We start from the raw sequence: 20,396 nt of genomic DNA, 5'->3' as shown, positions 1-20,396 counted from the left end.
GCCTTGCTCGGCGACCCTGCGGGTCTCCACCGAGATGTGATAGGCCTGGCTCGCGCTCATGGCGTCCTGGGCATGTTTCTCTTCCCGCCGGGTCACGTCCGAGGCGAACTTGACCACCTTGCACAGTTTGCCGCTGGCGTCGTAGACCGGGTTGTAGGTGGCTTCGAGCCAGACGCTCTGGCCACGCCTGGTCACGCGTTCGAACTGGCCGCTGAAGAATTCGCCCTGGTTCAGGCGGCGCCAGAAGTCCTGGTAGTCGCTGCCGCCGACAGTGGCCGGGGTGCAGAAGATCCGGTGATGCTTGCCCTGGATTTCGGCCAGGCTGTAGCCCATCAGGTCGAGGAAGTTCTGGTTGGCGCAGATCACCGTTCCGTCGGGCTTGAACTCGATGGCGGCCATGGCCCGGTCGATCGCCTGCAGCTTGCCGTTGGCTTCGCTTTCCTGCTGGATCTTGGCGGTGACGTCCATGGCGTACTTGACGATTTTCACCGCCTTGCCGTTCTCGTCACGGATCGGGTTGTAGCTGGCTTCGAGCCAGACGCTCCGGCCATCGGCGGCGACCCGCTCGAAAGTGCCGGACTCGAATTGGCCGGCCTTGAGGCGTGACCACAACTGGCTGTATTCGGCACTGCGAGCATAGGCTGGCGAGCAGAACATGCGATGGGGCTGGCCGAGCACCTGCTCCTGGCGATAGCCCATGGTCTTGAGGAAGTTGTCGTTGGCGCGCAGGACGATGCCGTCGAGATCGAATTCGATGACGGCCATGGAGCGGTCGATGGCCGCGAGCAGGTGGGCCTGTTGGTCGATGGTTTGTTGCAGGTCTTGCAGGGCTTTCTTATGGGCTGCAAAAAACATGGCATGAGAACTCGGAGAGAGGGGAGATCTATCCCTTTCCAGGCCCGGCAGACCCTTGGGGGAAGGGCGCCGGTGGCCAGCGTTCCATGGATGGCACTTTGCCTTATATTCTTATACAAAATAGATTGGTCTTGTACAAGAATCCGCCGTGTGGTTCTTTGCAGTAGCCGAATGGCGCTCAGGCGGAGCTTGCCAGGTACCCGTCCGAGGATTCGGTATTTTCACCGTCGGTGCTGTTGACCTTGTTGCGCCCGGTATTCTTGGCGATGTACAGGGCCTTGTCGGCCTCGTTGAGCCAGGCACCGGCGTCCTTGAAACTAGCCCGGAAGGGCGCCAGGCCGATGCTCAGGGTGACCCGCAGCTCCGGTATTTCCTCGCTGCGCAAGTTGCTGAAGACCTGGCGCAGCCGCTCCATGATCTCGCTGGCCTGTTCCAGCGACAGGCCCGGCAGGATCACGCAGAACTCGTCACCGCCATAACGCCCGGCCAGGTCGTGTTCACGCAGGTTGGCCTTCAGGTCGCGGCTCAACTGGCGCAGTACGCTGTCGCCGATCAGATGGCCGTAACTGTCGTTGATGGTCTTGAAGTGGTCGATGTCGATCAATGCGATTGCCGCCTGGCAGTGTGTCTGCCGGCACTTGTGGAACTTGATCTGCAGCAGGTCCTTCCAACTGCCGTGATTGAGCAGCCCGGTCAGGCTGTCGGTACGGCTCAGGGCGCTCAGTGCACGCTTGTGGTCGGCGAGCTTGATCGCCACCTGGAAGCTGCCCATGCCGATGACCACCGGGTACAGGATCAACACCGGCAGGCAGGCATAGATCTGGATCTGGGTGGTCACCCCATTGAACGCCGGAGTAAAGATCAGCCAGGAGACGAGGATCCCCAGCAACTGCGCGAGCAGGCCCCTGAGCATCAGCCGCGGGCCGCCAGCGGCGACGTTGTGCATGGTCATCAGCGCGAGCATGTTGACCGTGACGAGGGGATTGAACTGGATGGTCGCCGCCCAGAAACCACCCATCAACGAGTCGATCAGGATGTTGCGTCGTTCCGCCCGGTACGGATAGTGGGCGTGTCGGGCGATACGATAGGCCACATGCGGCCAGATCACGGCGTTGAATGCCAGCAGGGCCCAGATCCAGATTGGCATCGACAAGGGGGCGAGTGCGGCGATGATGCTGAAGCAGCCGACGCCTACGCCTATCATGCGGGGCAAGTAGATGCGTCTGGCAAATGATTGCCCTTTGCCTCGATGGATTTCCATAGGTCTCTGCGTCACTTATTTCTTTGTCGGAACACAGGCAATGTGTTCGGCACGGAAGCGCTATTCGTCTGATAAGCAGGATGAATATTGTCGGGGATTCCGTAAAGAATAATCAGTGTCCTTCCAAGCCATTTCTAGGGTTTGGCAGGTGATTTGGCGGGGCGTGTCGGCTATTTGACGATTTCGTAGCCGGAAAGGAACAAATCCAGCGCCGATTCTATGACGCGTGTCTGTGTCGCGGTATCCAGCGGTGGCTGGCCGAGGGAAATCTGCGGCCAGAAGGCGAAGGCCTTGAGCAGGCCGTAGATCTGGTGAGTGGCGAATTCGGGGTCGACCGCCTTGAGTTTGCCGTCGGCCTGGGCGTCGCGGATCCACTGCTTGAAACCTTCCTCCTGGCTGGCCAGTCGCGAGACCATGTCCTGCGCGCGCTCGGGCGCATGAATGGTGGCTGCGATCGCCACCCGTGCCAGATCGAGAAAGTTGCTATCGTTGAACAGCCGCATCTTGCGCATCAGCATGTCGCGCAGTTGCTCGCGCAGGGGGCGCTGCGAGTGATAGGTCATGTCCATCTGCGCGGCACTGCTGGCCCATAGGCGATGGAGAATTTCGGCGAACAGGTCTTCCTTGCTCTGGAAGTGGTTGTATACCGTACGCTTGGAGACCTCGGCCTTGGCCGCGATCCGGTCCATGCTGGTCACTTCGAAACCGTCGGCGCGAAAGGCCGCGATGGCCGCCTGGATGATGGCTTCGCGTTTACGGTCGGTGAGGCGCAGGGGGACGGTCATGGGCAGGCTTCGGCAGGTCAATAAAAGTTACACTCGGCAGTTTACTTGGCGAGTACTTTGGCGCAAGCTAGAAACTACACTGTGTAGTGTAGTTCTTTTTCTGCAACTTCGTCCGATCAAGGTTTGCCTGCGGCGGCCCCTGATCTTTCAGCACCTGAGCGTGGGAACTCCTTCGGGTTCCCGGGAGTCACCCTGTCATGGCCATTCGTTCGCGTATTGTCGCTGGATCCTCGTCCCGGAAAGAGCAGGGCGCTTTTCGCAACCTGGCGCCGACACCCCACGGCGGCCTGGGCAAGACCTTGGGTATCTTCTGGAAAATGACCTTCCAGAAACCGCGCAATACCCGGCCGGCGGGCAGCGTGCCGGTCCAGGCGCTGAGCCGTGAGCAGTTGCTTGCCGCTGCCGACTTCAGCGTATTCCGTCTCGGCCACTCGACCCTGCTGCTCAAGTTGCACGGCAAGTTCTGGCTGACCGATCCGGTGTTCTCCGAACGGGCCTCACCCGTTCAGTGGGCCGGACCGAAGCGTTTTCATCAGCCGCCCATCAGCCTGGAAGAACTGCCGCCGATCGAGGCGGTGATCCTTTCCCACAATCACTACGACCACCTGGACCACAAGGCGGTGTTGGCACTGGCGGCCAAGACCAAACACTTCCTGGCCCCGCTGGGCGTTGGCGACCTGCTGGTCAAATGGGGCATCGCCGCGCAGAAGGTGCAGCAACTGGACTGGTGGGAAGAGACGGTCGTCGAGGGCATCCGCTTTGCCGCCACACCGTCGCAGCACTTCTCCGGAAGGACGCTGTTCGACAACAACCAGACCTTGTGGGCCTCCTGGGTGATGATCGCCGATGACGTGCGGATCTTCTTCAGCGGCGATAGCGGTTACTTCGACGGCTTCAAGCAGATTGGCGAACACTATGGGCCGTTCGACCTGACGCTGATGGAAACCGGTGCCTACAACGTCGACTGGCCTCATGTGCACATGCAGCCGGAACAGAGCCTGCAGGCGCACCTGGACCTGCGGGGACGCTGGCTGCTGCCGATTCACAATGGCACCTTCGACCTGTCGTTCCATGCCTGGTACGAACCCTTCGAGCGGATCCTGGCGCTGGCCTGGGACAATAACGTGTCCATCACCACCCCGGCCATTGGCGAAGCCTTCAACCTGATGCAGCCTCATCGCGGGCGCGCCTGGTGGCTCGAGGTGGAACAGGCCCTGGAGAATGAATCCGCCCTGAGTACTCGCTAGGCGATCCAGGAAACGCCCCTGCGTTCACCCGTTTGCGTCGAAAGCCGGCGGGCCCGACCCGGTGCCCGGCTTGCAGGGCAGGCCGGCAGTGCCGACCTGAATCGATTACTCGATCAGTTCGTAGTCCTGTCGTTCGATCGGGTCCGGTGTAGTGCCGCGAATGTTCATTCCACGGCCGGGTGCAAAGCCTGGGAAGAACACCAGGCCTTCGGCCTCGAAGCGAAAGGCCAGGGCCAATCGGGTGACATCCCTGAGGGAATCGCCCTTCTCGAAACGCTGTACGGCGGCCACCGAGACGCCAGACTCCTGGCTCAACTGCTCGCGACTCCAACCCAGCATCGCGCGGGCCTGCCGGCAGTGCAGCGGGGTGAATTGATGCAGGACCATGCGTTCAACGGTAGTACTCATCACATGATTGGCAGCTTGGCTGGACATGGGGCTCTCCAGGATCGATGGGTTGACTTGAAAATACTGTGTTTTTGTACAGTTGTTTTCGAGCTGGAGCAAAGGATTTTTCGGCAATCCGACTATCGGTCGCCGGTCGGCACCGAGTAGGCCTGGGTGTCTGATCGGGAGGCTTTTCGATGATGTTGAGGGCTCATTGGCGGGCAAGCCCGCCAATGGCCCACCCATGAAAAAGCCCTGAACAGGTCAGGGCTTTTGGCGTCGCGATCCATGCGTGCGGGACGAATCAATCCCAGCTCAGTGCACCGCCGGTCTGGTACTCGATCACGCGGGTCTCGAAGAAGTTCTTTTCCTTCTTCAGGTCCATGATCTCGCTCATCCACGGGAACGGGTTGGTGGTGCCCGGGTACTCTTCCTTCAGGCCGATCTGCGACAGGCGACGGTTGGCGATGAACTTGAGGTAGTCCTCCATCATCGCCGCGTTCATGCCCAGCACGCCGCGCGGCATGGTGTCACGGGCGTATTCGATTTCCAGCTGGGTGCCCTGCAGGATCATCTGGGTCGCTTCTTCCTTCATCTCGGCATCCCACAGGTGCGGGTTCTCGATCTTGATCTGGTTGATCACGTCGATGCCGAAGTTCAGGTGCATGGATTCGTCGCGCAGGATGTACTGGAACTGCTCGGCGACGCCGGTCATCTTGTTGCGCCGGCCCATGGAGAGGATCTGGGTGAAGCCGCAGTAGAAGAAGATGCCTTCGAGCACGCAGTAGTAGGCGATCAGGTTGCGCAGCAGTTCCTTGTCGGTCTCGACGGTGCCGGTGTTGAACTGCGGGTCGGAGATCGAGCGGGTGTACTTCAGGCCCCAGGTGGCCTTTTTTGCCACCGAGGGGATCTCGTGGTACATGTTGAAGATCTCGCCTTCATCCATGGCCAGCGATTCGATGCAGTACTGGTAGGCGTGGGTGTGGATCGCCTCCTCGAAGGCCTGGCGCAGGATGTACTGGCGGCACTCGGGGTTGGTGATCAGGCGGTAGACGGCCAGGACCAGATTGTTCGCCACCAGGGAGTCGGCGGTGGAGAAGAAGCCCAGGTTGCGCATGACGATACGACGCTCGTCGTCGGTCAGGCCTTCGGGGTTTTTCCAGAGGGCGATGTCGGCGGTCATGTTGACCTCTTGCGGCATCCAGTGGTTGGCGCAGCCGTCGAGGTACTTCTGCCAGGCCCAGTCGTACTTGAAGGGCACGAGCTGGTTGAGGTCGGCGCGGCAGTTGATCATGCGCTTCTCGTCGACGGCGACACGGGCCGAGGCGCCTTCGAGTTCGGCCAGGCCTTCGGCGACATCGAGGGCGTCGAGGGCGGCCTTGGCGCGGATGATCGCGGCGGAGTCGCTGGCGGTCACGGCACGGGCTTCGAGGGCGGCGGCACCGCCGGCGCTGTCCAGGCGATCGAGGGTGGCTTCGCTGGCCTGGCCGGTCTTGCTCTCTTTTTCTGCTACTTCGCCGTCTTCTTTGTCGAATTCGTCCCAGCTCAGCATGACGTGTCGTCTCCTGCGTGAGGGCCTGACGCCGGTGTGAAAACACGGATGGGCGGTTTTTCACACGGCACGATGGCCACATTGGATATAAGGAATCGTTGCTTGCACCGGCTGTGCAGGCAAACAACGGGAAATTTGTACGGGGCCCCGAGGGGCGGATGGCGCGGGGATGACGCCGGTTCCTGCAGCGATGCCAGCGTGAGAACGCTACCCTGCAAGGGAATATTGCAAGCCCGTTTTACCGGGACATTATAAGGGCTTTTTGCGGTCAGTGGTGTGACGGATTCCGCCCTTGCGTGTGCTTGGGCCGGCACGGCTCGGGTTTGCAGGGCTTTGGCGGCAAAAGAATTTTTTGCCTGGCGGGGGTGTTGGCGACGAGTGGTTCGCTGCGGGAGGCGGCCGGATGATGACCGTTGTGCAAGGACACCCTTGCCGCAGCCGCAAGAATCGCTTCCTGCGGCAAGCGGCTTTCAAGGCGGGCGATCAGCCGTTGGAACAACCATTACCCATTACACGATATTCCATGACATGCCGAACACCCTGGGAGTCTTCATAAACCATGCGTGCCGGTACAACTTCGCAAACTTCCGGAATTTCACTCATGGAGATAACTTTGTGAATATCCGGGTGCATGGAGTAAGTGTATTCCTCTACCGGCAGGTTCCGGCTGGCTACATCGGTCGCCGCCTCGTCGGCCATGGCTGTTGCACAGAGGCTGCTGAGGACTAAAGCGGCAAAAAGTTTCATCGGTTCACCTATTGATGGTCGTGTAGGGGCACGCGGCCCTTGTGGGACCACGTGTGAAGCTCTGGAAGTTTGAATTCGAATTAACGGCCTTCGTGGGGGCTGTCGTCTGGTTAATTCGTTGCCTTAGTTGGCGAAGTTGATTTTAAGAGTGCGCCAGTCGTTCATACAGGTGGGCTTTTGATAAAGACTATTGACAAAACCTGTAACAATCGTCGAAAAACGTCCTGCCCGAAGATATTTTCCCTGGGCCGAATATCGCCACAGGCCACGTGCTTGAGCCCTGTTGGCGGTATTCACGACGTTTTGTAGGGTTTTGTTACTACCATCGTCGAATGGTCCGGCAGCGTCAGCCCGGCTACAACAGGGCCATAAAACAACAACTATGTCACCGAGGTAAGAAAGATGAGTGCGGCTTCCCTGTACCCCGTTCGCCCTGAGGTTCTGGCCAATACGCTGACCGACGAGGCGACCTACAAGGCGATGTACCAGCAGTCGGTCGTCAACCCTGATGGCTTCTGGCGCGAGCAGGCCAAGCGTCTCGACTGGATCAAGCCTTTCACCACGGTAAAACGGACTTCCTTTGACGATCATCACGTCGATATCAAATGGTTCGCCGACGGCACCCTGAACGTTTCCTATAACTGCCTGGACCGCCATCTGGCCGAGCGCGGCGACCAGGTCGCGATCATCTGGGAAGGCGACGATCCTGCCGACTCGCGCAACATCACCTATCGCGAGCTGCACGAGCAGGTCTGCAAGTTCGCCAACGCCCTGCGTGGCCAGGACGTTCATCGCGGCGACGTGGTGACCATCTACATGCCGATGATTCCCGAAGCCGTGGTGGCCATGCTGGCCTGTGCGCGGATCGGTGCGATCCACTCGGTGGTGTTCGGTGGTTTCTCCCCGGAGGCCCTGGCCGGTCGGATCATCGACTGCCGCTCGAAGGTGGTGATCACCGCCGACGAAGGCGTACGCGCCGGCAAGAAGATCCCGCTCAAGGCCAACGTCGACGATGCCCTGACCAACCCGGAAACCAACAGCATCCAGAAGGTCATCGTGTGCAAGCGCACCGGTGGCGACATCAAGTGGAACCAGCATCGCGACATCTGGTTCGAGGACCTGATGAAAGTGGCGGGCAGCGTCTGCGCACCCAAGGAGATGGGCGCCGAAGAGGCCCTGTTCATCCTCTATACCTCCGGTTCCACCGGCAAGCCCAAGGGGGTGCAGCACACCAGCGGCGGTTACCTGCTGTATGCGGCCCTGACCCACGAGCGTGTGTTCGACTACCGTCCGGGCGAGATCTACTGGTGCACCGCCGACGTCGGCTGGGTCACCGGCCACAGCTACATCGTCTACGGCCCGCTGGCCAACGGCGCGACCACCGTGCTGTTCGAGGGCGTGCCGAACTATCCGGATATCACCCGGGTGGCGAAGATCGTCGACAAGCACAAGGTCAACATCCTCTACACCGCACCGACGGCGATCCGCGCCATGATGGCCCAGGGTTCGGCTGCAGTCGAAGGGGCCGACGGCAGCAGCCTGCGCCTGCTCGGCTCGGTGGGTGAGCCGATCAACCCGGAAGCCTGGGACTGGTACTACAGGAATGTCGGCAAGTCGCGCTGCCCGATCGTCGATACCTGGTGGCAGACCGAGACCGGCGGCAACATGATGAGCCCGCTGCCGGGGGCCCACGCCCTCAAACCAGGTTCCGCGGCCCGTCCGTTCTTCGGCGTGGTACCGGCGCTGGTGGACAACCTGGGCAACATCATCGAAGGGGCGGCCGAAGGCAACCTGGTGATCCTCGACTCGTGGCCGGGCCAGGCGCGTACCCTGTACGGCGACCATGACCGCTTCGTCGACACCTACTTCAAGACCTTCCGTGGCATGTATTTCACCGGCGACGGTGCGCGCCGCGACGAGGATGGCTACTACTGGATCACCGGCCGTGTCGACGATGTGCTCAACGTCTCCGGCCACCGCATGGGCACCGCCGAAATCGAAAGCGCCATGGTCGCCCATCCGAAAGTCGCCGAAGCGGCCGTGGTGGGGTGCCGCACGATATCAAGGGGCAGGGCATCTACGTCTATGTCACCCTCAACAGTGGCGAGGAGCCGAGCGAAGCGCTGCGCCTGGAACTGAAGAACTGGGTACGCCGCGAGATCGGACCGATCGCTTCGCCGGATGTCATCCAATGGGCGCCGGGCCTGCCCAAGACCCGTTCGGGGAAAATCATGCGCCGTATCCTGCGCAAGATCGCCACGGCGGAATACGATGGGCTGGGTGATATCTCGACCCTGGCAGACCCGAGCGTGGTGCAGCACCTGATCGACACCCACAAGACTATGAACGTCGCCTAAGGCTGCCCAGGCACATAAGGCCCCGTCCGGCGATGAGCCGGGCGGGGCTTTTTCATTCTGGAGGAGGGCTATCGGATGGGTGATTGAAAAGAGATAAATATCGGTTTTTGTCGTGGGACGTTTCTTCTTGTTACCCATGCACTGCGAAGTAACCAAATATGTCACCTGTCGCCCGCATTCGGGGCATAGGGAAACGCTTTTGCCCGATTTCGGCTGACGATATCGGTCGAAAAGAGCCTCGTCGCACACCGCGCTTGCCGTAATAGAAGGCTTTGCGAATAATAGGCCCGCAATTTGCAGCGTAGATCGGTTGCCTTTCTTTTGCCCTTGCATGAATTTCAAGGGCTGTCAATGTGCCGGGTCGGCATTCTCGATGCTTCTGTAATTACTTGTCGCATTGAGGAAATATCGACTTCGGGCCTGTCGTTAGAATGCCGATCACTCGCTGGTCGTTGTGCATGGACCGCCGCCCAATCGGCCCTCGCAGGACGCGGCGCCGTAATCCCTGTTCACCCTTCGCATATTGGGCTCGCGCTCACTCTGCCGTTTTTGCCCTTTACCGATGGAGTCCTAAGATGAAGAAACTCGTGCTTCTTGGCGCCCTGGCACTGTCCGTGCTGTCGCTGCCTACATTCGCCGATGAAAAGCCTCTGAAAATTGGTATCGAAGCGGCCTACCCTCCATTCGCCTCGAAGGCCCGGACGGCAGCATCGTCGGTTTCGACTACGACATCGGCAACGCCCTGTGCGAAGAGATGAAGGTCAAGTGTGTCTGGGTCGAGCAGGAGTTCGATGGCCTGATCCCGGCGCTGAAGGTCCGCAAGATCGACGCGATCCTGTCGTCCATGTCGATCACCGACGATCGCAAGAAGTCCGTCGACTTCACCAACAAGTACTACAACACCCCGGCCCGCCTGGTCATGAAGGAAGGCACCGTGGTCAGCGACAGCCTGGTCGAGCTCAAGGGCAAGAAGATCGGCGTGCAGCGTGGCTCGATCCACAATCGTTTCGCCGAGGAAGTGCTCAAGCCGCTGGGGGCCGAAGTCAAGCCGTACGGTTCGCAGAACGAGATCTACCTGGACGTGGAAGCCGGTCGCCTGGACGGCACCGTGGCTGATGCCACCCTGCTGCAGGACGGTTTCCTGAAGACCGACGCCGGCAAGGGTTTCGCTTTCGTGGGGCCGCAGTTCACCGACGTCAAATACTTCGGTGACGGCGTAGGTATCGCCGTGCGCAAGGGTGACAAGGCCGATCTGGACAAGATCAACGCCGCCATCGCCGCGATCCGTGCCAACGGCAAGTACAAGCAGATCCAGGACAAGTACTTCGACTTCGATATTTACGGCAAGTAAATCTCGCCAGCTCGTCCGAAATGGCGCAAGCAACAGGATCCCTGCGGTTTGCGCCATTTTTTCATCCCAATTTTCGAGGACCTGAATCATGTTGAAAGGCTACGGGGCTGTCATCCTCGATGGCGCTTGGCTGACGCTTCAGCTCGCCTTGTCGTCCATGGCCCTGGCCATTGTTCTGGGTTTGATCGGGGTGGCGCTGCGCCTGTCGCCGGTACGCTGGCTGGCCCGGCTCGGTGACCTGTACGCCACCGTGATCCGTGGTATCCCCGATCTGGTGCTGATCCTGCTGATCTTCTACGGCGGCCAGGATCTGATCAACCGCGTCGCGCCGCTGCTCGGTTATGACGACTATATCGATCTCAATCCGCTGGTCGCCGGTATCGGTACGCTGGGTTTCATTTTCGGCGCCTACCTGTCGGAAACCTTCCGCGGTGCCTTCATGGCGATCCCCAAGGGGCAGGCCGAAGCCGGCATGGCCTACGGGATGAGCAGCCTGCAGGTGTTCTTCCGGGTGCTGGTGCCGCAGATGATCCGCCTGGCGATCCCCGGCTTCACCAACAACTGGCTGGTGTTGACCAAGGCGACCGCGCTGATTTCCGTGGTCGGTCTGCAGGACATGATGTTCAAGGCCAAGCAGGCGGCGGATGCCACCCGTGAGCCTTTCACCTTCTTTCTTGCAGTGGCGGCGATGTACCTGGTGATCACCAGTGTCTCGTTGCTGGCACTGCGTCACCTCGAGAAGCGCTACTCGGTAGGCGTAAGGGCGGCTGATCTATGATCTTCGACTACAACGTCGTCTGGGAAGCCATGCCGCTGTACCTCGGCGGCCTGCTGACCACTCTGAAACTGCTGGCCCTGTCGCTGTTTTTCGGCCTGCTGGTGGCGGTACCGCTGGGGCTGATGCGGGTCTCCAAACAGCCGCTGGTCAACGGTGCGGCCTGGCTCTACACCTACGTGATTCGTGGCACACCGATGCTGGTGCAACTGTTCCTGATCTACTACGGTCTGGCCCAGTTCGAAGTGGTGCGCGAAAGCTTCCTCTGGCCATGGCTGTCGAGCGCGACCTTCTGCGCCTGCCTGGCCTTTGCCATCAACACCAGCGCCTACACCGCCGAAATCATCGCCGGCAGCCTCAAGGCTACGCCCAATGGCGAGATCGAGGCGGCCAAGGCGGTCGGCATGTCCCGCTACAAGATGTATCGGCGCATTCTGCTGCCGTCGGCCCTGCGTCGGGCGCTGCCGCAGTACAGCAACGAAGTGATCATGATGCTGCAGACCACCAGCCTGGCCTCCATCGTGACGCTGATCGACATCACCGGTGCCGCCCGTACCGTCAACGCGCAGTATTACCTGCCGTTCGAGGCCTACATCACCGCGGGTGTGTTCTACCTGTGCCTGACCTTCATCCTGGTGCGCCTGTTCAAGCTGGCCGAGCGCCGCTGGCTGAGCTACCTGGCTCCACGGAAGCATTGAGATGGAACGTATCGATCATTCGCTGCCCTGGGGCAGCCTGGGTACCGAGCGTCGGTTGTCGGTGTTCCGTTTCGGCAGCGGTGAACGCAAGGCCTATATCCAGGCCAGCCTGCATGCCGACGAACTGCCGGGCATGCGTACCGCCTGGGAGTTGAAGAAGCGCCTCGCCGAGCTGGAGGCCCGCGGGGCCCTGAAGGGCGTCGTCGAGCTGGTCCCGGTCGCCAACCCGATTGGGCTTGGCCAGTTGCTGCAAGGCAATCACCAGGGGCGCTTCGAGTACTCCAGCGGCAAGAATTTCAACCGCGATTTCGTCGAGCTGAGCGAGCCGGTCGCGGCGCTGGTCGACGGTCGACTGGGTGACGACCCCCACGCCAACGTGCAGTTGATTCGCCAGGCCATGCGCGATGTGCTGGCCGCGTTGCCGCCGGCTGACAGCCCGTTGCAGGGCATGCAGCGGATTCTGCTCGGCCACGCCTGTGATGCCGACATCGTGCTGGACCTGCATTGCGACTGCGAGGCGGCGCTGCACCTGTATGCGCTGCCGCAGCACTGGCCGCAATGGCGCTCGCTGGCCGCGCACCTGAATGTGCGGGTGGCGCTGGTGGCGGAGGACTCCGGCGGCACCTCGTTCGACGAAGCCTGTTCGCTGCCCTGGCTGCGCCTGTCGCGGCGCTTCCCGCAGGCCGCGATTCCCCTGGCGGGGATGTCCACCACCATCGAACTGGGCGGCCAGGCCGATACCGGGCCGGACGCGGCGGTGGCCCATGCCGAAGGCATCCTGGCATTCCTGGCCGAGCAGGGGCTGATCGACGGCGAGTGGCCGGCGGCGCAGCACCAAGCCTGCGAGGCCATGCCGTTCGAAGGCACCGAGTTGCTCTACGCGCCCCATCCCGGTGTCGTCAGCTACCTGTGCCCGGTGGGCAGTTGGGTGGAGCCCGGCGAACCCTTGTTCGAAGTGATCGATCCCTTGTCCGACCGGGTCAGCACCGTCCGTGCCGGCACGGCCGGTGTGCTGTTTGCCGTGGAACGGCTGCGTTACGCCCAACCCTCGATCTGGCTGGCCAAGGTGGCGGGGCGCGAGCCCCTGCGCCACGGGCGCCTGCTCAGCGACTGACCTGACTGTTTTCGTGAGAACCGACCGCATGTACAAGCTTGAAGTCCAAGACCTGCATAAACGCTATGGCAGTCACGAAGTGCTCAAGGGCGTGTCCCTGGCGGCCCAGGCTGGCGATGTGATCAGCATCATCGGCTCCAGTGGCTCCGGCAAGAGTACCTTCCTGCGCTGCATCAACCTGCTGGAGCAGCCGCACGCCGGACGTATCCTGCTCAACAACGAAGAGCTCAAGCTCGTCGCGAACAAGGACGGCGCCATGAAGGCCGCCGATCCCAAGCAGTTGCAGCGCATGCGCTCGCGGCTGTCGATGGTGTTCCAGCACTTCAACCTGTGGTCGCACATGACCGCGCTGGAAAACATCATCGAAGCGCCCGTGCACGTGCTGGGCGTGTCGAAGAAGGAAGCGCTGGAGAAGGCCGAGCACTACCTGAACAAGGTGGGCGTGGCACACCGCAAGGACGCCTATCCGGGCACATGTCCGGCGGCGAGCAGCAGCGCGTGGCGATTGCCCGGGCGCTGGCGATGGAACCGGAAGTGATGCTGTTCGACGAGCCGACCTCGGCTCTCGACCCGGAACTGGTCGGTGACGTGCTGAAGGTCATGCAGTCCCTGGCCCAGGAAGGCCGGACCATGGTCGTGGTGACCCACGAAATGGGCTTTGCCCGTGAAGTCTCCAACCAGTTGGTGTTCCTGCACAAGGGGCTGGTGGAGGAGCGCGGCAATCCTCGCGAGGTGCTGGTCAATCCGCAATCCGAGCGTCTGCAGCAATTTTTGTCGGGCAGCCTGAAATAGTCGTCGCTTTTTCTGCTGCCACTGTGCACCAAAGTAGGTCATTCTGCGCGCCGTGTGCGGCCTGGTCTACTTTGATGAGGTCGTTCCCGGCCTTTAACCCTGTTCTGCTTTCGGATTGCACGCCATGACTGCCCATCGAATTGGTTTCCTGATTTGGCCCGGCACTAAAGCCTTGACGCTGGCGCTGGCCGAGGAGGCCTTGCGTGTCGCCCAGCGCGTGCATCCGGAAGTGATCTACGAGCTGTCATTCCTGCAGGCCGAGACACCGGCGCAAGGTGCCGCCGCAGCGGCCTGGCAATTGCCGGGGGAGCCCTGGGCTGGCCAGCTCGAGGGCTGCCAGAAACTGTTCCTGCTGGCTGACGAACCACCGGCCGCGCTGGCGCCGGCCCTGGCCAGTGCCCTCAAGCAACTGGTGCGTTCCGGTTGCATGATCGGCGGGTTGTCCGCCGGGGTCTATCCACTGGCCCAACTGGGCCTGCTCGATGGATACCGCGCCGCGGTGCACTGGCGTTGGCAGGATGACTTCGCCGAGCGCTTCCCCAAGGTGATCGCCACCAGCCATCTGTTCGACTGGGATCGTGACCGTCTGACGGCCTGTGGTGGCATGTCGGTGCTGGACCTGCTGTTGGCGGTGCTGGCCCGGGATCACGGTGCCGAGCTGGCCGGTGCGGTGTCCGAGGAGCTGGTGGTCGAGCGCATTCGCGAGGGCGGCGAGCGCCAGCGTATTCCCTTGCAGAATCGCCTGGGTTCCAGCCATCCGAAGCTGACCCAGGCGGTATTGCTGATGGAAGCCAATATCGAAGAGCCGCTGACCACCGACGAAATCGCCCAGCATGTCTGCGTTTCCCGCCGGCAACTGGAGCGGATCTTCAAGCAGTACCTCAATCGCGTCCCCAGCCAGTACTACCTGGAGCTGCGCCTGAACAAGGCCCGGCAGATGCTGATGCAGACCAGCAAGTCGATCATCCAGATCGGCCTGTCCTGCGGTTTCTCCTCGGGGCCGCATTTCTCCAGCGCCTACCGCAACTTCTTCGGCGCCACGCCGCGGGAGGATCGCAATCAGCGGCGCAGCAGCAGCCCGTTCGAGCTGTCCTCCGTTCCCGCCGAGCGCGGCTGAGCCCCGATCTCGGCATCGCTGTGCTGGCGATTGCCCTCCCGCTGACCGGATGGGCTGCCCATCCGGATTCGCGGCATTTTTCTAAAAATCACGTCGCAGGGTTCGTCAGTCGAAAATCTCCTTGTCGCGACTCTGCATGAAAAGCCTCTCACCGTTTAAACTGCGCCTTTGCGAAGCTATTTGTCGCATTGCCGAAAACCCCGGCAAAACCCGGTTTGGCGCTATAAGAAGTTGTCGCTTGGCGGCAAGGCCGGACCGAAATCTGTCCTTACAATCCCTCCATCGCTCGCCAGTTTCAGGCAGGCGTTCCTCTTCAGGAGACTCCGATGTCCGTTGAGCAAGCTCCGGTGCAACGCGCCGATTTCGACCAGGTAATGGTTCCCAACTACGCACCTGCGGCTTTCATTCCCGTGCGTGGTGCCGGTTCCCGAGTGTGGGACCAGTCCGGTCGTGAGCTGATCGATTTTGCCGGTGGGATTGCGGTGAACGTCCTGGGCCACGCGCATCCGGCGCTGGTCGGGGCCCTGACCGAGCAGGCCAACAACCTGTGGCACGTCTCCAACGTGTTCACCAACGAGCCGGCCCTGCGCCTGGCCCGGAAGCTGGTGGACGCGACCTTTGCCGAACGCGTGTTCTTCTGCAACTCCGGCGCCGAAGCCAACGAGGCCGCCTTCAAGCTGGCCCGTCGCGTGGCGTTCGACCGTTTCGGCGAGGAAAAGTACGAGATCATCGCGGCGCTCAACAGCTTCCACGGCCGTACCCTGTTCACCGTGAACGTCGGTGGCCAGTCGAAGTACTCCGATGGCTTCGGCCCGAAGATCACCGGTATCACCCATGTGCCGTACAACGACCTGGCGGCACTGAAGGCCGCGGTTTCGGACAAGACCTGTGCCGTGGTCCTGGAACCGATCCAGGGCGAGGGCGGCGTGCTGCCGGCCGAGCTGTCTTATCTGCAGGGTGCCCGCGAGCTGTGCGACCAGCACAACGCGCTGCTGGTGTTCGATGAAGTGCAGAGCGGCATGGGCCGGACCGGCAAGCTGTTCGCCTACATGCAGTACGGCGTGACCCCGGACATCCTCACCAGCGCCAAGAGCCTGGGCGGTGGTTTCCCGATTGCCGCCATGCTCACCACCGAGGCGCTGGCCAAGCACCTGGTGGTCGGCACCCACGGCACCACCTACGGTGGCAACCCGCTGGCATGTGCCGTCGGCAACGCGGTGGTCGACGTGATCAACACACCTGAAGTGCTCAATGGCGTTGCCGCCAAGCACGACGCGTTCAAGACCCGCCTGGAGCAGATCGGCGCCAAGTACGGCCTGTTCACCCAGGTCCGTGGCATGGGCCTGCTGCTCGGCTGCGTACTGGCCGATGCCTGGAAAGGCAAGGCCAAGGATGTGTTCAACGCTGCCGAGCAGGAGAACCTGATGGTCCTGCAGGCCGGCCCGGACGTGGTGCGCTTTGCGCCAAGCCTGGTGGTCGAGGACGCCGATATCCGCGAAGGCCTGGACCGTTTCGAGCGTGCTGTCGCCAAGCTGACCCAGGCCTGATCGGCCGAGTGCTGGCAATTGCGTCGTCGTGCCGGTCGGCCGGCGACGGACAGATTATTCCTGTGCCGGGCATGCCCGGCATTTTTTTCCCTGCGCCGGCGCTGTCGCCGGCCTGTTCTTCAAGTTAAGGAGTGACACCATGCTGGTGATGCGCCCCGCGCAAATGGCTGACCTGGACGAGGTACGGCGTCTGGCCGCCGACAGCCCCATTGGTGTCACTTCCCTGCCGGATGACGAGGATCGACTGCGCGACAAGATCGCCGCCAGCGAAGCGTCGTTCGCCGCCGAGGTCAGCTTCAACGGCGAGGAAAGCTATTTCTTCGTGCTCGAGGACACCGATACCGGCAAGCTCGCCGGCTGCTCGGCGATCGTTGCCTCGGCCGGCTACTCGGAGCCTTTCTACAGTTTCCGCAACGAGACCTTCGTGCACGCCTCCCGCGAGCTGAAGATCCACAACAAGATCCACGTGCTCTCGCAGTGCCACGACCTGACCGGCAACAGCCTGCTGACCAGCTTCTACGTGGTACCGGAACTGGTGGGCTCTGCCTGGTCCGAACTCAACTCCCGCGGACGCCTGTTGTTCGTGGCCAGCCATCCGGAGCGTTTTGCCGACTCGGTGGTGACCGAGATCGTCGGCTACAGCGATGAAAATGGCGACTCGCCGTTCTGGGACGCCATCGGTCGCAACTTCTTCGACCTGAACTACGCCGAGGCCGAGCGCCTTTGCGGGCTCAAGAGCCGGACCTTTCTCGCCGAGCTGATGCCGCATTATCCGATCTATGTGCCGCTGCTGCCGGACGCCGCCCAGGAAGCCATGGGCCAGGTGCACCCGCGGGCACAGATCACCTTCGACATCCTGATGCGCGAAGGTTTCGAGACCGATCACTACATCGATATCTTCGACGGCGGTCCGACCCTGCATGCGCGGGTCAGCGGCATCCGTTCGATCGCCCAGAGCCGCGTGGTGCCGGTGAGGGTCGGTGATACCGGCAATCCCGGTCGCCAATACCTGGTCTCCAATGGCCAGCTCCAGGATTACCGTGCGGTGCTGCTGGAGCTCGACTATGCCCCTGGCAAGCCGGTGACCCTGGATCAGGAAGCGGCCGAGGCCCTGGGTGTCGGCGAAGGTGGCAGCGTGCGCCTGGTGGCGGTCTGACGCCGGTATCGAAAGCAGCCTTACAGCGAGTTTCGCGGGAGCCGCCAGGCGGTGCCCGTTTGAGGAGATAGCATGATCGTTCGTCCCGTACGCAGCAGCGATTTACCCGCTCTGATCGACCTGGCCCGCAGCACCGGTACCGGCCTGACCACCTTGCCGGCCAACGAGGCGCGGCTGGCCCACCGTGTCGGCTGGGCGGAGAAAACCTTCCGTGGCGAAGCCGGGCGTGGCGATGCGGACTACCTGTTCGTGCTCGAAGACGACAACGGCCGGGTCGTCGGTATCTCGGCGATCGCCGGGGCCGTCGGCCTGCGCGAGCCCTGGTACAACTTCCGCGTCGGCCTGACCGTCAGCGCCTCCCAGGAGCTGAACATCTACCGCGAGATTCCGACGCTGTTCCTGGCCAATGACCTGACCGGCAACTCCGAGCTGTGTTCGCTGTTCCTGCATGCCGATTATCGCAGCGGCCTCAACGGGCGCATGCTGGCCAAGGCGCGGATGCTGTTCATCGCCGAGTTCCCGCAACTGTTCGGGCAGAAGATCATTGCCGAGATGCGTGGCATGTCCGACGAGGACGGGCGTTCGCCATTCTGGGAAAGCCTGGGGCGGCACTTCTTCAAGATGGAGTTCAGCCAGGCCGACTACCTGACCGGCGTCGGCAACAAGGCGTTCATTGCCGAACTGATGCCGAAATTCCCGCTGTACACCTGCTTCCTTTCCGAAGGCGCGCGGGCGGTGATCGGCAAGGTGCACACCGATACCGAACCGGCCCTGTCGATGCTCAGGAGCGAAGGCTTCAGCTACCAGGGCTACGTCGACATTTTCGACGCCGGCCCGGCGGTGGAGTGCGAGACCGGCAAGATCCGTGCGGTACGCGACAGCCAGGCGCTGGTGCTGGCCATCGGTACGCCAGGTGACGACGCCACGCCGTTCCTGATTCACAACCGCAAGTGCGAAGACTGCCGCATCACGGCCGCTCCCGCCCGGTTGGCGGCGGGCACCCTGGTGGTCGATCCGCTGACCGCCAAACGTCTTCAATTGAGTGCGGGCGATTCGGTCCGCGCCGTAGCGCTATCCGCTTCCCGGGAGTCGAAATAATGAGCACGCTTTACATCGCAGGCCAATGGCACGCTGGCCAGGGCGAGGCCTTCGAATCGCTGAACCCGGTGACCCAGCAGGTGTTGTGGAGCGGCAACGGCGCCAGCGCGGCGCAGGTCGAGCAGGCCGTGCAGGTTGCCCGTGAGGCTTTCCCGGCCTGGGCGCAACGCAGCCTGGATGAACGCATCGTCGTACTCGAAGCCTTTGCCGCCAGCCTGAAAGGGCATGCCGACGAACTGGCCCGCTGCATCGGCGAGGAAACCGGCAAGCCACTGTGGGAAGCGGCCACCGAAGTGACCAGCATGGTCAACAAGATCGCCATTTCGATCCAGAGCTATCGTGAGCGCACGGGCGAGAAAAGCGGACCGCTGGGCGATGCCAGCGCGGTGTTGCGCCACAAGCCCCACGGCGTGGTGGCAGTGTTCGGCCCGTACAACTTCCCTGGGCATCTGCCCAACGGGCATATCGTCCCGGCGTTGCTGGCCGGTAACAGCGTGTTGTTCAAACCGAGCGAGCTGACCCCGAAGGTGGCCGAGCTGACGGTCAAGTGCTGGATCGAGGCCGGGCTGCCGGCGGGTGTGTTGAACCTGCTGCAGGGGGCCCGCGAGACCGGTATCGCCCTGGCGGGCAACCCGGGGATCGACGGCCTGTTCTTCACCGGTTCCAGCCGTACCGGCAATCACCTGCACCAGCAGTTCGCCGGGCGCCCGGACAAGATCCTCGCCCTGGAAATGGGCGGTAACAACCCGCTGGTGGTGGATCAGGTCGAAGACCTGGATGCGGCGGTCTACACCATCATCCAGTCGGCGTTCATCTCCGCCGGCCAGCGCTGCACCTGTGCCCGTCGCCTGCTGGTACCGGCAGGGGCCTGGGGCGACCAGTTGCTGGCGCGACTGGTCGAGGTCAGCGGCAACATCGAGGTCGGCGCGTTCGACCGGCAGCCGGCGCCTTTCATGGGCTCGGTGATCTCCCTGGCGGCGGCGCGGGCGTTGATGGAGGCCCAGGCGAACCTGTTGGCCAACGGTGCCGTGGCGCTGCTGGCGATGACCCAGCCACAAGCCGGTGCCGCACTGCTGACGCCCGGCATTCTCGATGTGACGGCGGTGAGCGGGCGTCCGGACGAAGAGTTCTTCGGGCCGTTGCTGCAGGTGATTCGCTACAGCGGGTTCGATGCAGCGATCGCCGAAGCGAACAACACCCAGTTCGGCCTGGCGGCGGGCCTGCTGTCCGATTCCGAGGAGCGTTACCGGCAGTTCTGGCTGCAGAGCCGGGCCGGGATCGTCAACTGGAACAAACAGCTGACCGGCGCCGCGAGCAGCGCGCCGTTCGGCGGAGTAGGGGCCTCGGGCAACCATCGCGCCAGTGCCTACTACGCGGCGGACTATTGCGCGTACCCGGTGGCTTCGCTGGAGACGCCGAGCCTGGTGGTGCCGGCGAGCCTGACGCCGGGTGTGAAACTTTGAATCGTGTGGGGCCTGCGGGCCCCGTTCGCGGGCAAGCCCGCTCCCACAGGCCGGGTGTCCGGCCTCGCCCTCGCGAGTGGCCTGGGCTTGCTGG

At 62.3% G+C, this 20,396-nt stretch carries 14 protein-coding genes and 4 pseudogenes; 12 read left to right on the top strand and 6 right to left on the bottom strand.

Features of this window, described 5'->3' with window-relative positions:
* Positions 1 to 87: 87 nt before the first annotated feature.
* The 3 genes and pseudogenes from ACZ5KU_RS24800 to ACZ5KU_RS24790 form a co-directional block, all read right to left on the bottom strand.
* A pseudogene (locus tag ACZ5KU_RS24800) lies at positions 88 to 855 on the bottom strand (PAS domain-containing protein); the annotation flags it as partial.
* 178 nt (positions 856 to 1,033) lie between these two features.
* Positions 1,034 to 2,116 (bottom strand): diguanylate cyclase, encoded by a 1,083-nt coding sequence (locus tag ACZ5KU_RS24795; protein WP_464736408.1) that lies wholly within the window; start codon positions 2,114 to 2,116, stop codon positions 1,034 to 1,036.
* Positions 2,117 to 2,286: 170 nt separating this feature from the next.
* Positions 2,287 to 2,901, bottom strand: coding sequence for a TetR/AcrR family transcriptional regulator (locus ACZ5KU_RS24790; protein WP_416770261.1), 615 nt, complete (start codon positions 2,899 to 2,901; stop codon positions 2,287 to 2,289).
* Between the two features lie 197 nt (positions 2,902 to 3,098).
* On the opposite strand from ACZ5KU_RS24790, the gene ACZ5KU_RS24785 reads away from it, so the two are divergent.
* Entirely contained in the window at positions 3,099 to 4,148 is a 1,050-nt protein-coding gene (locus tag ACZ5KU_RS24785) for an MBL fold metallo-hydrolase (RefSeq protein WP_464736407.1), read from the top strand.
* Between the two features lie 105 nt (positions 4,149 to 4,253).
* Here ACZ5KU_RS24785 and ACZ5KU_RS24780 read toward each other — a convergent pair whose 3' ends face one another.
* From ACZ5KU_RS24780 to ACZ5KU_RS24770, 3 genes are all read right to left on the bottom strand, one after another.
* Positions 4,254 to 4,583, bottom strand: coding sequence for a helix-turn-helix domain-containing protein (locus tag ACZ5KU_RS24780; RefSeq protein ID WP_054057934.1), 330 nt, complete (start codon positions 4,581 to 4,583; stop codon positions 4,254 to 4,256).
* 256 nt (positions 4,584 to 4,839) lie between these two features.
* Complete coding sequence (locus ACZ5KU_RS24775; protein WP_416770256.1) at positions 4,840 to 6,087, bottom strand: ribonucleotide-diphosphate reductase subunit beta; 1,248 nt, start codon at positions 6,085 to 6,087, stop codon at positions 4,840 to 4,842.
* Positions 6,088 to 6,570: 483 nt separating this feature from the next.
* On the bottom strand, positions 6,571 to 6,834 hold the full coding sequence (locus tag ACZ5KU_RS24770; RefSeq protein ID WP_081005978.1) for a DUF2790 domain-containing protein: 264 nt from the start codon (positions 6,832 to 6,834) through the stop codon (positions 6,571 to 6,573).
* Positions 6,835 to 7,236: 402 nt separating this feature from the next.
* Between ACZ5KU_RS24770 and acs the strand changes: the two are divergent.
* The 11 genes and pseudogenes from acs (at position 7,237) to astD (ending at position 20,302) form a co-directional block, all read left to right on the top strand.
* A pseudogene (gene acs / locus ACZ5KU_RS24765) lies at positions 7,237 to 9,191 on the top strand (acetate--CoA ligase).
* A 575-nt stretch (positions 9,192 to 9,766) separates the two neighbouring features.
* A pseudogene (locus ACZ5KU_RS24760) lies at positions 9,767 to 10,542 on the top strand (ABC transporter substrate-binding protein).
* A gap of 88 nt (positions 10,543 to 10,630) precedes the next feature.
* On the top strand, positions 10,631 to 11,320 hold the full coding sequence (locus tag ACZ5KU_RS24755) for an ABC transporter permease (RefSeq protein ID WP_054058800.1): 690 nt from the start codon (positions 10,631 to 10,633) through the stop codon (positions 11,318 to 11,320).
* A complete protein-coding gene (locus ACZ5KU_RS24750) occupies positions 11,317 to 12,015 on the top strand; it encodes an ABC transporter permease (RefSeq protein WP_054058799.1) in 699 nt (232 codons plus the stop codon). Before ACZ5KU_RS24755 ends, ACZ5KU_RS24750 begins: the two co-directional genes overlap by 4 nt.
* 1 nt (position 12,016) lies before the next feature.
* The gene (locus ACZ5KU_RS24745) at positions 12,017 to 13,129 is read left to right on the top strand and encodes a succinylglutamate desuccinylase/aspartoacylase family protein (RefSeq protein ID WP_054058798.1); all 1,113 of its coding nucleotides are present in this window, start codon (positions 12,017 to 12,019) and stop codon (positions 13,127 to 13,129) included.
* A 28-nt stretch (positions 13,130 to 13,157) separates the two neighbouring features.
* Positions 13,158 to 13,921, top strand: a pseudogene (locus tag ACZ5KU_RS24740) (ABC transporter ATP-binding protein).
* A gap of 124 nt (positions 13,922 to 14,045) precedes the next feature.
* Positions 14,046 to 15,038 (top strand): transcriptional regulator ArgR, encoded by a 993-nt coding sequence (gene argR, locus ACZ5KU_RS24735; RefSeq protein WP_054058796.1) that lies wholly within the window; start codon positions 14,046 to 14,048, stop codon positions 15,036 to 15,038.
* 326 nt (positions 15,039 to 15,364) lie between these two features.
* Positions 15,365 to 16,585: an aspartate aminotransferase family protein gene (locus ACZ5KU_RS24730; RefSeq protein ID WP_054058795.1), complete on the top strand. Its 1,221-nt coding sequence runs from the start codon at positions 15,365 to 15,367 to the stop codon at positions 16,583 to 16,585.
* Positions 16,586 to 16,724: 139 nt separating this feature from the next.
* Positions 16,725 to 17,741, top strand: coding sequence for an arginine/ornithine succinyltransferase subunit alpha (aruF, locus tag ACZ5KU_RS24725; protein WP_464736406.1), 1,017 nt, complete (start codon positions 16,725 to 16,727; stop codon positions 17,739 to 17,741).
* A gap of 72 nt (positions 17,742 to 17,813) precedes the next feature.
* A complete protein-coding gene (gene astA / locus ACZ5KU_RS24720) occupies positions 17,814 to 18,839 on the top strand; it encodes an arginine N-succinyltransferase (RefSeq protein ID WP_054058793.1) in 1,026 nt (341 codons plus the stop codon).
* A complete protein-coding gene (astD, locus tag ACZ5KU_RS24715; protein ID WP_192842724.1) occupies positions 18,836 to 20,302 on the top strand; it encodes a succinylglutamate-semialdehyde dehydrogenase in 1,467 nt (488 codons plus the stop codon). Before astA ends, astD begins: the two co-directional genes overlap by 4 nt.
* Positions 20,303 to 20,396 lie beyond the last annotated feature (94 nt).

This window comes from Pseudomonas sp. Tof1, assembly GCF_055390395.1.
This window is presented reverse-complemented; position numbering and strand designations above follow the sequence as displayed.

What these genes read in the sequence shown, in the direction of transcription:
- argR (WP_054058796.1), top strand. Translation starts at nt 14,046, where the DNA reads ATGACTGCCCATCGAATTGGTTTCCTGATTTGGCCCGGCACTAAAGCC.
- ACZ5KU_RS24755 (WP_054058800.1), top strand. Translation starts at nt 10,631, where the DNA reads ATGTTGAAAGGCTACGGGGCTGTCATCCTCGATGGCGCTTGGCTGACG.
- ACZ5KU_RS24770 (WP_081005978.1), bottom strand. Translation starts at nt 6,834, where the DNA reads ATGAAACTTTTTGCCGCTTTAGTCCTCAGCAGCCTCTGTGCAACAGCC.
- ACZ5KU_RS24730 (WP_054058795.1), top strand. Translation starts at nt 15,365, where the DNA reads ATGTCCGTTGAGCAAGCTCCGGTGCAACGCGCCGATTTCGACCAGGTA.
- astA (WP_054058793.1), top strand. Translation starts at nt 17,814, where the DNA reads ATGATCGTTCGTCCCGTACGCAGCAGCGATTTACCCGCTCTGATCGAC.
- ACZ5KU_RS24750 (WP_054058799.1), top strand. Translation starts at nt 11,317, where the DNA reads ATGATCTTCGACTACAACGTCGTCTGGGAAGCCATGCCGCTGTACCTC.
- ACZ5KU_RS24780 (WP_054057934.1), bottom strand. Translation starts at nt 4,583, where the DNA reads ATGTCCAGCCAAGCTGCCAATCATGTGATGAGTACTACCGTTGAACGC.
- aruF (WP_464736406.1), top strand. Translation starts at nt 16,725, where the DNA reads ATGCTGGTGATGCGCCCCGCGCAAATGGCTGACCTGGACGAGGTACGG.
- ACZ5KU_RS24775 (WP_416770256.1), bottom strand. Translation starts at nt 6,087, where the DNA reads ATGCTGAGCTGGGACGAATTCGACAAAGAAGACGGCGAAGTAGCAGAA.
- ACZ5KU_RS24795 (WP_464736408.1), bottom strand. Translation starts at nt 2,116, where the DNA reads ATGGAAATCCATCGAGGCAAAGGGCAATCATTTGCCAGACGCATCTAC.
- ACZ5KU_RS24745 (WP_054058798.1), top strand. Translation starts at nt 12,017, where the DNA reads ATGGAACGTATCGATCATTCGCTGCCCTGGGGCAGCCTGGGTACCGAG.
- ACZ5KU_RS24790 (WP_416770261.1), bottom strand. Translation starts at nt 2,901, where the DNA reads ATGACCGTCCCCCTGCGCCTCACCGACCGTAAACGCGAAGCCATCATC.
- ACZ5KU_RS24785 (WP_464736407.1), top strand. Translation starts at nt 3,099, where the DNA reads ATGGCCATTCGTTCGCGTATTGTCGCTGGATCCTCGTCCCGGAAAGAG.